Source organism: Limibacterium fermenti (genome assembly GCF_041902845.1).
GTDB classification, from domain to species: domain Bacteria; phylum Bacteroidota; class Bacteroidia; order Bacteroidales; family Dysgonomonadaceae; genus Limibacterium; species Limibacterium fermenti.
Map to the genome: position 1 here is coordinate 3,425,394 of NZ_CP159486.1, position 12,413 is coordinate 3,437,806.

The 12,413-nt window shown below is 46.7% G+C and carries 11 protein-coding genes; 2 read left to right on the plus strand and 9 right to left on the minus strand.

All coding sequences use genetic code 11. From position 1 onward, the window contains the following. The first annotated feature begins 378 nt into the window (after nt 1–378). A complete protein-coding gene (locus tag ABNK31_RS14815; RefSeq protein ID WP_418893233.1) occupies nt 379–1,002 on the plus strand; it encodes a porin family protein in 624 nt (207 codons plus the stop codon). A 3-nt stretch (nt 1,003–1,005) separates the two neighbouring features. Next, on the plus strand, nt 1,006–3,450 hold the full coding sequence (gene priA, locus ABNK31_RS14820) for a replication restart helicase PriA (protein ID WP_418893234.1): 2,445 nt from the start codon (nt 1,006–1,008) through the stop codon (nt 3,448–3,450). Nucleotides 3,451–3,610: 160 nt separating this feature from the next. Here priA and secG read toward each other — a convergent pair whose 3' ends face one another. The 9 genes from secG to ABNK31_RS14865 all read right to left on the minus strand — a co-directional run bounded on the left by secG (nt 3,611) and on the right by ABNK31_RS14865 (nt 12,360). Next, the gene (gene secG, locus ABNK31_RS14825; protein WP_418893235.1) at nt 3,611–3,961 is read right to left on the minus strand and encodes a preprotein translocase subunit SecG; all 351 of its coding nucleotides are present in this window, start codon (nt 3,959–3,961) and stop codon (nt 3,611–3,613) included. A gap of 9 nt (nt 3,962–3,970) precedes the next feature. Beyond that, entirely contained in the window at nt 3,971–4,717 is a 747-nt protein-coding gene (locus tag ABNK31_RS14830) for a hypothetical protein (RefSeq protein ID WP_321579691.1), read from the minus strand. A gap of 5 nt (nt 4,718–4,722) precedes the next feature. After that, nucleotides 4,723–5,226 carry an LPS assembly lipoprotein LptE gene (gene lptE / locus ABNK31_RS14835; RefSeq protein ID WP_418893236.1) on the minus strand — a complete coding sequence of 168 codons (504 nt, stop codon included), beginning with the start codon at nt 5,224–5,226 and terminating at the stop codon, nt 4,723–4,725. Further along, nucleotides 5,223–6,491 (minus strand): sigma-54 interaction domain-containing protein, encoded by a 1,269-nt coding sequence (locus ABNK31_RS14840; RefSeq protein ID WP_418893237.1) that lies wholly within the window; start codon nt 6,489–6,491, stop codon nt 5,223–5,225. Before ABNK31_RS14840 ends, lptE begins: the two co-directional genes overlap by 4 nt. 55 nt (nt 6,492–6,546) lie before the next feature. After that, entirely contained in the window at nt 6,547–7,374 is an 828-nt protein-coding gene (locus ABNK31_RS14845; protein ID WP_418893238.1) for a 1-acyl-sn-glycerol-3-phosphate acyltransferase, read from the minus strand. Nucleotides 7,375–7,554: 180 nt separating this feature from the next. Then, a complete protein-coding gene (glmM, locus tag ABNK31_RS14850; RefSeq protein WP_418893239.1) occupies nt 7,555–8,937 on the minus strand; it encodes a phosphoglucosamine mutase in 1,383 nt (460 codons plus the stop codon). Nucleotides 8,938–8,967: 30 nt separating this feature from the next. Continuing rightward, entirely contained in the window at nt 8,968–9,546 is a 579-nt protein-coding gene (locus tag ABNK31_RS14855) for a DUF4827 family protein (protein WP_418893240.1), read from the minus strand. A gap of 114 nt (nt 9,547–9,660) precedes the next feature. Then, nucleotides 9,661–10,713, minus strand: coding sequence for a DHH family phosphoesterase (locus tag ABNK31_RS14860; RefSeq protein ID WP_418893241.1), 1,053 nt, complete (start codon nt 10,711–10,713; stop codon nt 9,661–9,663). A 69-nt stretch (nt 10,714–10,782) separates the two neighbouring features. Beyond that, on the minus strand, nt 10,783–12,360 hold the full coding sequence (locus ABNK31_RS14865; RefSeq protein WP_418893242.1) for a ComEC/Rec2 family competence protein: 1,578 nt from the start codon (nt 12,358–12,360) through the stop codon (nt 10,783–10,785). Between the last annotated feature and the right edge of the window lie 53 nt (nt 12,361–12,413).

Sequence of the window (12,413 nt, forward strand, 5' to 3'; positions counted from 1 at the left end):
TTACCGTTGGTATATTTGACACCTGCGAAAATGCCGCGGGGAAGGCGATGGCATTTTCGCAACCGGAAAAAGCACGATCGGGTTGCCCGAAGGAGGTTTTTCCACTTGCGGTAATGCGAAAGGGGTATCCGCCGCATGAACAACAGTTGCATGCATCATTAAGACCAAAGGGCCGTGAGTAATATACGTGTAAACAATCGCTCCCGGTTAAACGTTATGTTGATGTCGTTGAATTATTTGTGGAAAAGCCATCGCTTTCCCTTTCTATAAATGCAGAGGTAGCATTTGTTTTTTTCCGTACTTTCGGCGGCTAATTCATCCAAATGTTATAGCTTTGCACGGACTAAAAAAGATTACTATTTTACTAAATGAATTGATATGAAAACAAAAACAGTATTTTTCAGTACGCTGATTGCTTTCTTCCTGATGGGAGCTACAGCTAACGCACAATTACGCTTCGGGTTGAGAGGCGAAGTAGGACTCAATACGCCGTCTTTTACGAAAGAAGCTCTTGAAGTGGAAAACCTCAATGGCTTTAAATTAGGTCCCACGGCCGAATTTACGCTACCCCTTGTCAATTTGGGCATTGAAGGTTCGCTCTTATACAGCAACGACCGGATGAATGTGAAGGAAGTTACTCAAGGAATAGAAAAAGTGGTGCAGAAAGTGTCCAACCACTATCTGGATGTTCCGGTGAACGTGAAATATAAATTCGGACTACTGCTTCCGGTGAAAATATTTGTTGCCGGCGGCCCGTATGCCCGTTTTCTGGTGTCGAGCGATGATTTCACTTACGAAGCCTTGAAAGGACAAGTGGAAACAAAAAGTTTCGAAGCCGGAATCAATGTCGGACTGGGAGCCGAAGTACTCAATCGCCTGGCCGTAGGAATTAACTACGGCATAAAAATGACCGATAACTATTCGGTAGACAAACCCGAATGGACCGATGCTTTCAACGGAAAAAAAGGTACTTGGTCACTTACGGCCGCCGTATACTTATAATACATGTTTGCCGATGTAGTACTGCCTTTGCCCTTATCCGAAACGTTTACCTATGCCGTTCCGGCGTCCATGCAAAGTGCGCTGGCAATCGGATGCAGAGTCATCGTTCCTTTCGGAAAACGCAAGTACTATACGGCTATTGTTCTTAAAATACATCACGACGCCCCACAGAGCGGCGTCTCCTTAAAAGATATCCATTCCCTGATCGATTCCGTTCCGTTGGTGAACGAAAATCAACTGAAATTATGGGAGTGGGTATCTTTTTATTACCTGTCGCCTTTAGGCGATGTTTACAAAGCGGCATTTCCTTCCAAACTGAGGATGGAAAGCGAAACGATGGTATCCGCCCTCGTAGGGCACGCCACCGATGAAAAGGGATTGCGTCCAAAGGAAAAACAAATCATCGACCTGCTGAACGAGCATGACCTTCCGGTAAAGATATCCGAAATCGCCGTCCGCCTGAAAATCGGGAATGTCCTACCGACAGTTTATTCGTTAGCAGAAAAAGGCTTGGTCGTAATCCACGAATCCATCCAAAGTAAGTTTGCGCCCAAGACCGAAACACATATTTTCCTCCCGAAGAAATTATCTCCCCAATCCGCCTCGCACGCAATCGGCAAAGCAAAAAAGCAACAGTTGCTCTACGAACAGATCACTGGCATTTTTGCCGCTAGCGAAGCGGACTCCTTTAGTCGCAAAGAGATCATGGCTCTCACCGGCGCTTCGGCTTCCGTATTGAACGGACTATTGCAGAAAAACGTCCTACGGCAGGCGACCGTCGAAATCGGGCGCCTGGGCGACGGCGCAGCAAGGGTTACCCGTGCTCCTCACACGCTCAATGAATATCAACAGCAAGCTTTCACCGAGATTATCGACTGCTTTAACGACCGGAAGCCGTGCCTGTTGCATGGCGTTACCTCCAGTGGAAAAACCGAAATCTACATTCATCTGATCAAGCGCCTGCTGGAAGAGGGCAAACAGACGCTGTATTTAGTTCCCGAAATAGCGCTTACCACACAGCTTACGCATCGTTTGCAAGCGGTTTTCGGCGACAAGCTGGCGATCTATCACTCCAAAATAAACGATCAGGAACGGGCGGAGATCTGGAAGAAAATGCTGTCGGATCATCCGTATGACATCGTCATCGGCGTACGCTCATCGCTTTTCCTGCCCTTTAAAAGATTGGGATTGATTATTGTCGACGAGGAGCATGAAAGCAGTTATAAACAAACGGAACCGGCTCCCCGATACCAGGCCCGCGATACGGCCGTTATGCTCGCTCATCTCACGAAGGCTCCTATTTTGCTGGGTACCGCCACGCCTTCCATGGAATCGTATTTTAATGCCCAAACGGGGAAATACGGGCTCGTCACGCTGGCCAACCGCTATGAAGATATCTCGCTGCCCGAAATCATTTTGGAAAATACCAAAGAGCTGCGTCGCAAGAAAAAAATGAAATCCTTGCTCTCTCCGGCGCTCATTAGTTATATGGATAACGCGTTGCAGGAAGGCGGACAGGTCATTCTTTTCCGCAACCGGCGAGGCTTTGCGCCCATGGTCGAGTGCCAGCTTTGCGGCTGGACACCCAAATGCCGGCGGTGCGATGTCAGCCTCACGTATCATAAATCGCGCAATGAACTCGTTTGCCATTATTGCGGCACAACGTATAAAATGGTGACGGAATGCCCCGAGTGCCATCAACCAAGTATCGAACCGGTAGGAATGGGCACGGAGCAAGTGGAAGAAGAAGTGGCGCGGCTTTTTCCGGAAGTCTCCATCGCCCGCATGGATGCGGATACCACCCGGGGCAAAAATGCATATGAGAATATTCTTTCGGACTTTCAGCAAAAAAAGACCCGCATTCTTATCGGTACGCAAATGTTATCGAAAGGATTGGATTTTGACGATGTCAGCGTAGTAGGCATCATCTCGGCAGACAGCTTGCTGAATTATCCCGATTTCCGCTCACACGAACGGGGCTTTCAGCTAATGATGCAGGCCAGCGGACGGGCAGGCCGTAAAAACAAACGCGGGAAGGTGATTATTCAAAGCAATGATCCGGAACAACCGTTATACCGTTACCTTACGGACAACGACTACGAGGGGTTCTTCAGGCAACAAGCCGCGGAACGGAAACTGTTCAACTATCCGCCTTATTCGCGCCTTATCCGTATTGTCATCAAAGATAAAGACGAGCAAAAAGCCGAAGTTGAAGCCCGCGCTTTTGCCGGGCTTCTCCGGCCGTCACTGCACGAGCGTCTGCTGGGCCCGAGCAAACCCGCCGTGGCTAAAATCCAATTATACCACATCCGGGAAATTCTCTTAAAACTCGAAATCGGATTATCTCCGCAAAAAATCAGGAAACTTATTAAGAAGTCGGAGCAACGCATGCGCGCCAACCCCGAATTCAAATACATGCGGGTCTATTATGATGTAGATCCGTTATAGAAGATATGGGGACGGGGAGATATGCCTGCGGTGATACCGCTTCACGATAATGGGTTTGCCTCGCGGTCACCTTATCGCACGAAGTGCATTATCAGGCGAAGCCGTTATCGCGAAGCATCATCTCCCAGTCTCTGTCTCCTTGTCTCTCTGTCTCTTTGTCTTATTGCGCCGGAGCCGGAGCCGTTTCGGCAGGTACCGGCAACGTAGGAGTAACATCGGGAGCGGTGGTAGGATTTAGCGGAGCCGGTTGTTGCACTTCTATCTGCGATTGTGGAGCCGTAGTAGAATGCGAGGCCGTATATTTAGCCGTTAAAACACTCAACACCATAATCACCGCAGCAAGGGTCCATGTGGTTTTTTCGAGAAAATCGGTTGTTTTACGCACACCCATGATTTGGTTCGACGAAGAAAAGCCTGCAGCAAGTCCCCCTCCCTTAGATTTCTGCACCAACACGATAAGAACCATGAGGACGGCAGCTATTAAAATCAAAATTGTTAGAAATATGTACATAACGTTCTATTATTTTTTATACTTTTCGTTGATAATCAAATGTTCTAAAAAACGAATTTGGTCGGCAAAGTAAACACTTTTTTTCGGGAAATTCAAACTTAAGCGTCTAATAATTGCCAGAGCCTGTTCATATTTTTTTTGTTTAATATAGATACGCGCGAGAGTTTCGGTCAGTAAATCATCATTATACTCTTCATTATCAAGATTTACAGTCGAACTCTCGGCCGGTTCGGAAGGATTGGAAAAAAGATTATCATCCTGCGCCTTTTCGATAAAACGATCGATAATGTTTTGATGTTTCAGCGGATGCTCCGGCTTGCGTTCCTCTTTTTCCCCTTCACCTTCTACCGATTGCAAATACGACAGATAGTCGGTAGAAATAATACCCAACTCGGGCGAAACCGGCTCTTGCGAAGCCGTATTTTCCTCGTCATCCAAAGAAGATAAGAAGGAATCGAGTAAGGCTTGCGTCTTATCCTCGGGAGTGTCTCCCCGTTCGCGCGCCGGCAAGAAAGGGGCGTAATCCTCGTTGCGGATCAAATAAAACAACTTGCGCCGATCGCCGCAAAGAACAGCGGTCTTGGCGAGTTCTTCGTCGAAAAGGGGGTTCCTGAAAACAGAAAGGTTCTTGGTATACAGCAGGCGCGCCGACTGAAAGTACGGATAAGTGTCGACCACCGTTTTCAGTTGTTCGGCAGACGCTTCATCGAGCCGCTCCATATCCTCCGTCCATTCGTAAAACACCTCTCTTTCCATGCCCGTTACCAATTAGCCATTGTCGCATTAAAAATTTGATCGACAATTTCGTCAACCAATTCCTCAATGAGCTGATCCTGTACCGACGTAAGCACCACATTACTCGAGAACGTGCGGTTGGCCGAAATGGTTTCCTCCTTATCCTGCCCTTCCACTTTGTTATTCTTGAAACGCATACGCACGGTCATGGTCAATTTTGTTTCGGACGCAAACTGATCTTCCTGTACGGCCAAAGGCGTTAATTCATATCCGACAATCTCGCCTTCAATCTCCATATCACCGTTTTGATTGACAAATTGCAGGCGGGTGTTGCGCGTAAATATATCTTTCAACTCCTCGTTGAATCGTTGCTCCAGCGGCGCATAAACCAGCGGCGCCTGATTGATAAAATGACCTACTTGCAATGTCTTCGTCACATTATAATCGATGGAAGCTCCGTTAAATTTGTATGAAATCGTACAGGAAACCATCACACAAGCCGCTAAAAGAACGAAAAGGTACTTTTTCATGCGTTATCCAAATTGTATTCTTTAATTTTCCGGTAGAGTGTACGCTCGGATATGCCCAGGTCGACTGCAGCCTGTTTTCTTTTTCCGTTATTCTTCTCAAGGGCTTTGACGATGAGATCTTTTTCCACTTCATCCAGTGATAACGAACTTTCTTCAAATTCGGCCGCCTCCTGTATCTCCTCGTCTTTGGAAGAAGGCCGGTCGTCCAATCGAATCGTATCCTGATTGTATTTTACAGGAATGGTAACGGTCGCATTATCTTTTGGAATGACGGAAGTAGAAGCCACGGGATCGTCAAAAATCTTTGGCGACGTATTTTCCGAATTATCCAACATATTTTTCACCACCTTTTTAAGGTCCGTGATATCTTTTTTCATATCGAACAACACCTGATACAATATCTCCCGCTCATTGGCAAACGATTTCTGTTCGGCATCCCTGATATTCGACACTAATACCGGCAACATGCCCACCTCGTTTTTAGGCAAATATTTTTGCAGGATATCCGCGGTGATAATCCGTTCTTTTTCGATGATGGATATCTGCTCGGTGATATTCTTCAACTGCCGTACATTTCCGGGCCATCGATATTCTTTAATCAATTCCTTCGCATCGTCGGTGAGAGAAATCGACGGCATCATGTATTTTTCGGCGAAATCGCCCGCAAACTTCCGGAAGAGCAGGGGAATGTCTTCGCGGCGGTCTCTCAACGGCGGGATACGAATAGGCACCGAATTGAGCCGATAATACAGATCTTCCCGGAACTTTCCTTGTTCCACCGCCTTCACCATATTTAAGTTCGTTGCGGCTACCACCCTGACATCACTCTTTTCCACTTTCGAGGAACCCACTTTGATAAATTCGCCGCTTTCGAGCACGCGCAACAACCGGGATTGTGTCGATAAAGGCAACTCCCCCACCTCATCGAGGAAAAGCGTCCCGCCGTCAGCCACCTCGAAGTACCCTTTGCGAGTACCCGTAGCCCCGGTAAAAGACCCTTTCTCGTGGCCAAACAATTCCGAATCGATAGTTCCTTCGGGAATCGATCCGCAATTAATCGCAAAATAGGCGCCATGTTTACGCCGGCTGTATTGATGTATGATCTGCGGGAAAATTTCCTTCCCTACCCCGCTCTCGCCCGTGATAAGCACGGAAAGATCGGTGTGAGAAACTTGCAAAGCAACATCCATAGCTCTCTCCAACTCCGGCGAAACACCGATAATACCAAACCGTTGTTTTATTTGTTGTATATTTACTTTAGCCATAAAAACCGTTCGCTTTTGCAGTAGAATTTTTTAGATTTCAAAGATAGGCAATTATTTATTTTTTTCCTAACCGATAGGTGCTCAACTTCAAAAATTCGCCGAGTTCCTTATCATCTTTATAGGAAGCCATCTCTTCCGGCATAATGGGATTACCGAATGTAATCACCATCTCTTTGTCCTTCTTATTATACAATTCATGACACATCAATAGCGTACGGACTTGCCATCCGAATAACCGCGAGAGATAAAAAGGGATGGAATTCCGTCCCGAAAAGTGCATCGGTATGACGGGCACTTCCGCTTTCTTTATCAGTTTAATAATGGATGCCTGCCACTCCCGGTCTTCCAGCACAAAACGCCCGTGCTTGAAATAAATATTCGACACCGCACCCGAAGGGAAAAACCCCATGGCATGCCCGTTGCGGATATGCTCGATACACTGCTTTATGCCGTTCAACGTGGCACTATCGGGATTACCGGCTTTATAAGGATTCACCGTGATAAAATTCTCGGCCATCGTATCGATCATTCCCAATACAAAGTTGACCATGATTTTATAATCATCCACCCGTGAGGCAACGGTCTCAATCGCCGCGATACCATCGACATGTCCGTAAGCATGATTGGAAACAGTGATAAAGGGTTTATTTTTATATTCTTCGAGGATTTCCACGTTGACCAACGTGCGTTTCAGACTCAATTTATCCAATAAATCTTTACAAAACGCGGGGCCTGTCAAGTGTTTCGAACGATCGTAAATATCATTGGCGATATTCAGCCCCGATATTTTCACTCCCCAATCAATCAATTTATCTCCATATTTGCTACGGAATATAGGATGCCATGCACGAATATCTTCGCGACTTACCAATTTATCTTTCATAAAATATAATCGTGGATACTTTTCTTTGCTTCATTTCGCCTAAGATACGATCATGACTATACAGGCGGAAAATATTCTTGCGCCTCACAGTTGGCGCCTTTTCCGCTGCATGTATCATAGCCCTACCGAAAAATTGAGGGCAAGGATGAATCAATCGCAATGTGCTTGAATCAATCCGTTCTATCGGAACTCTTTGATCATATCCATAATCTGCTTCGCCGTCGCCTCGGCTTCTTCTTGCGAAGGAGCTTCGGAATATACCCGGATAATCGGCTCGGTATTCGACTTTCTGAGATGCACCCATTTATCGGGAAAATCGATTTTCACTCCATCGATATCGGTTACTTTCTCATCACTAAAACGCGCCTTTATTCCGGCCAATACCGCATCGGTATCTATTCCGGGAGTCAATTCGACTTTCTGTTTTGCCATAAAGTAAGCCGGATAGGTTGCGCGCAATTCGCTCGGCTTCAACCCAGTCTTTGCCAAATGCGACAAAAACAACCCTATCCCCACCAAGGCATCGCGTCCATAATGGGACGCCGGATAAATCACCCCGCCGTTTCCTTCTCCGCCGATAACGGCATTGACTTCCTTCATCCGGGTAACGACATTCACTTCTCCTACGGCAGCCGCAGAATATTGTCCGCCGTGCTTTTCGGTAACATCTTTCAACGCGCGGCTCGAACTCAAATTCGACACGGTGTTACCCGGCGTATGTTGCAGCACATAATCGGCCACTGCCACCAACGTATATTCTTCACCGAAAGGTTCTCCGTTTTCACAATAAATCGCCAACCGATCCACATCGGGATCGACCGCAAAACCGACATTCGCCTTCGAACTCTTCATTAACGCAGACAGTTCGGTAAGATTTGCCGGCAGGGGTTCGGGATTATGAGAAAAATTGCCATGCGGCGCACAATGCAGTTTAAAAATTTCTTTTACGCCTAATGCATACAACAGTTCGGGCAATGCAACTCCTCCGACCGAGTTTACAGTGTCGATGGCGACACGGAAATTCGCCGCTTTAATGGCTTTCACATCGACCAGATCGAGCGATAATACGCTTTGAATATGCTCGTGAAGATATCGTTTTTGCACCAACGTCCCCAACTCGTCGACGCCCACAAACGGAAAATCTTCCGCCTCAGCTATCTGTAAAACAGTCTCTCCATCCTTTGCACTAAGAAATTCGCCATCACCATTGAGTAACTTTAATGCGTTCCATTGTTTCGGATTATGACTGGCTGTAATGATAATTCCCCCCGCCGCTTTTTCGCGGATGACGCCCAATTCGGTGGTAGGTGTCGTAGCCATGCCGATATCCGTAACGCGGCAGCCCATGCCGATAAGCGTTCCGGTGAGAATGCGGTGTACCATTTCGCCCGAAATGCGGGCATCACGTCCCACGACGATCGCGGGATTCTTTTCTTTTGTCGTTTGCTTGATAAAGGAGGCATAGGCAGCCGTGAACTTCACAATATCCAAGGGAGTGAGATTTTCACCGACCTCTCCGCCGATAGTGCCCCGAATGCCGGATATGGATTTGATTAATGTCATAAAAAAACGGATTACAGATGAATAGCTCTATTATTTATAAGGCGAAAATCGATATTGAACGCTTTCGTAATAGGTAGGCTGAAAATTCGACCGGTCGTAAGAAGATCCCATCGCAAAAGGGACAATCATTTTCACACGCCCAGTATGCCCGATATACTGTAAAGGAACGGCCCATGCCGTAGTCGTCGCATTTCGGTAAGCATCGACCGTCGAACCGGTTACCGTCCCATAGTACACGAATGTTCCGGGGTCCGGGCTCGTTGCCGGATTGTTATTGTTATATTTGGTCGTATCGTCCGACATAAAAAAGGACAACCCGCTATAACGCACATACACTTCGTCGGCTATCGATACTTTATTGTTTATTTGTCCCCGATTGGTTATCTGAAAATAGACTCCCGTGTAAGGATCCTGATAAAATTCATTTCCTCTGAAAGTTGTATCACTGGGGAAAGTCTTGAGAATAATTAAATCATTTTCATTGATAAACTTTTTAATTGCTTTTGTTTCTTCCTTAAGATGATCGGCGTACGTTTTCTGATTATTGCACGACGCGGTAATCAGCGCAAGCGCCGCTAAAAGCAAAAATACAGGAGATATTTGTTTCATATATTTCTATCGTCAAATCGTTAAATGAACTACAAAAGTAAACAATCCGCTTCAAAAACCGGCAAGTTAGAGACGAAATAAACATTATTGATCCTTAAAAAGGAGAGAAAGAAGTCACAAATTGTTCTTTTTTAGCTTTTCACGATACTTTTCGAGCCCCGATTCGAATCGTTGCAAGGCATCCTCCATCGTTCCGTGAAACTCTCCGCCGGAAGCGTTCAAATGCCCGCCCCCGCCGAAAAACTCCGCAGCAAATTCGTTGCAGGCAAAGTTCTTCTGCGAGCGAAATGACAGTTTGATCAGATCATCGTCTTCTCGGATAAACGTCGAGAAAATAATATTCTTAATGCTCAGCGGATAGTTGACGAATCCTTCGGTGTCGCCTTTGCTGAAATGAAAGGGCTTTTGATCTTCTCTCGAAAGATAAATGAGCGCGGCATGGCTTTCGGGATAAATCTTCATCCGTTGCGAGAGAGTGAAACCCAACAGCCGGAAACGGTTTTCGGAATAATTGTTATACACATTCGAGTAAATGGCGTCTTTATCGATATTCTTCCGAAGCAACAAACTGATAATCTCATAAATCTCCGGATTGCTCGAATTATAGGTAAACGCTCCCGTATCGGTCATCATGCCGCAATAGATACAGGCAGCCTCCTCGGGGGTCAAACCTTCATATTCCCCCATCTGAAACAAGAGCCGGAAAATCAGTTCGCTCGTCGAGGAAATCTCCGGATGCGAAACCGTCACATCAAACAACGTATCGGGATACGGATGATGATCGATGAGCACTTTCTGCGCCGGAGAAGCGGCAATCACCGGCCCGATGTCTCCGACCCTTTTCAAGATATTGTAATCGAGAGAAAAAATCAAATCGGCTTGCTCGAGATGATGGCGGCCGGCAGCGGAATTATGTTCGTATATAAGGATTTTTTCCGCCCCCTCCATCCATTTAAGGAAGTACGGAAACGAATTCGGTACCATCACCTCCGCCTTCTTGCCCTGCCTTTGCAAGTACTGGCATAAAGCGAGGGAAGAACCCAATGCATCGCCATCGGGAGAGAGGTGGGCGGTAATGACAATTTGTCCGGACCGGTCGATGTACTCTTGTATTTGACGGATAGATGCCTCATCAATAATATTCGAGACAGATGCTGTATAACTCATATTTTGCGGATGTTTTTTTAGGATGAATGCAAAAGTACTACAAATTTAGCACATACGCCCCTTTTTTCGTCACATCATGTACCGGGATAACAGGAAAATCAATGCGGCAGACAACGCGATAAAGGCAGAACGTGCACGCGGGCGTATGAAAAACGAAGTTATCATCAATATAAAAACATACAGGCAGAAGACCTGCACAAAAGAAATATGGACCCCGGAGAGTTGCGATAACGGGAGGGATTCGACCCAATATACCGATTGCAGCGTCCCGTCGATAAGCGCTTGTACGATGTGGGTACAGACCGTAAATAGCCGGTCGAAAAAAGGAATATGCCACTGCAAGCAGAAAAACAACGGGATCAATGGAAAAACGGCATACGTAATCAGTGTCGTGAGCGGGACAATAACCAGGTTCGCCAGAAAGAAATACGTAGGGAACGTGCCGAAATAATAAAGGACCAAGGGGAAGACACCCAGTTGGGCGGCTAATGAAATCGTTGCCAAGTTCCGCACAGATCGTTTAAATCGATTTTCTACGGGGAATAATGCGTTCAATTTCGGTTGAAAGAACAAGATGGCGAAGACAGAGGCAAAGCTCATTTGAAACCCGACATCGAACAGTCCCGAAGGATGTACGATCAACATCAGGAAAGCTGTTGCGGCCAATGTATTATAATTAAAGCCTTTCCGGCGACAGATCTTTCCGACACAATAAATCGTCAGCATCACCCCCGCCCTGACCACCGGCATCGGCAAGCCCGTAACAAAAACATAGAGCCACAGCATCGCGATGACCGCCCACTGACGCATCCGGTACTTTCGCCCGGAAGTTCCCAGAAAAGAGAAGAACAAATTGAAGATGACATAAATAATCCCCACGTGAAGTCCGCTCACAGCCAATACATGCGCGGTACCCGACACCCGGAAAGCCTCCTGCAAATCGTCTGTCAGAAGAGCTTTATAACCGAGGGTAAGCGCCGAAATAAACGCATATGCATCGGGGGATAATTCCAACGAGCGGTAAAACCCGAGAATACCCAACCGGATATGTTGTGCGAGAACGGCGATGCCCTGCTTCTGCCGGCCGGTTTTTTTCCAATGAGTTTCGGGAATATAGGAAGAGCCGGAGAATCCGTTTATTTGCATATAGCGTACATAATCGAAATCGTCGGGATTTCCCAGATTCCGGAACGGTTGCATCGTGCATGAAAAAACAATCTCCTCGCCGGGAGACAAGCTGCGTGCTTCGGCGTTTTTTTGTAAATACAACACCACATTCTTCCGAACCGGTACGGAGACCGCAATATTACAGGCCATCGATTTCGGCTTTTCCTGAGGAATATCGGAAACGTACCCCATATAGGTCGTTTGTTCCGGAGGAAAAGAAAATTCCGTATGCTCTTCCCAAAGACGGCAAGAGACTGTCGCAATAAAGAACAGAAAAAGCATCGTTCCCGCGCCGAAAAGCCAACGGAAAGGATACGGATTGAAGGAAGAAAAAACAATGGCGAGTAGCATCGCCCCTATCCCGGCCAGACCGATCCAGAAGAAGCAGGAGAAAGCATGCACCTGAGAAGCGGTAAGAATGCCCGCTACAACAGGCAGCAATAGATAGAAAAAAGGGATTTTCCCCCGGAGCGCATTCATATCGTTATGATACCCGCCGTACTTCAGGCTCTGCAACTGAGGCTGTAATAAAA

Coding starts and splice junctions, on each gene's coding strand:
- ABNK31_RS14815 (WP_418893233.1), top strand. CDS start 379: ATGAAAACAAAAACAGTATTTTTCAGTACGCTGATTGCTTTCTTCCTG.
- priA (WP_418893234.1), top strand. CDS start 1,006: ATGTTTGCCGATGTAGTACTGCCTTTGCCCTTATCCGAAACGTTTACC.
- secG (WP_418893235.1), bottom strand. CDS start 3,961: ATGTACATATTTCTAACAATTTTGATTTTAATAGCTGCCGTCCTCATG.
- ABNK31_RS14830 (WP_321579691.1), bottom strand. CDS start 4,717: ATGGAAAGAGAGGTGTTTTACGAATGGACGGAGGATATGGAGCGGCTC.
- lptE (WP_418893236.1), bottom strand. CDS start 5,226: ATGAAAAAGTACCTTTTCGTTCTTTTAGCGGCTTGTGTGATGGTTTCC.
- ABNK31_RS14840 (WP_418893237.1), bottom strand. CDS start 6,491: ATGGCTAAAGTAAATATACAACAAATAAAACAACGGTTTGGTATTATC.
- ABNK31_RS14845 (WP_418893238.1), bottom strand. CDS start 7,374: ATGAAAGATAAATTGGTAAGTCGCGAAGATATTCGTGCATGGCATCCT.
- glmM (WP_418893239.1), bottom strand. CDS start 8,937: ATGACATTAATCAAATCCATATCCGGCATTCGGGGCACTATCGGCGGA.
- ABNK31_RS14855 (WP_418893240.1), bottom strand. CDS start 9,546: ATGAAACAAATATCTCCTGTATTTTTGCTTTTAGCGGCGCTTGCGCTG.
- ABNK31_RS14860 (WP_418893241.1), bottom strand. CDS start 10,713: ATGAGTTATACAGCATCTGTCTCGAATATTATTGATGAGGCATCTATC.
- ABNK31_RS14865 (WP_418893242.1), bottom strand. CDS start 12,360: ATGAATGCGCTCCGGGGGAAAATCCCTTTTTTCTATCTATTGCTGCCT.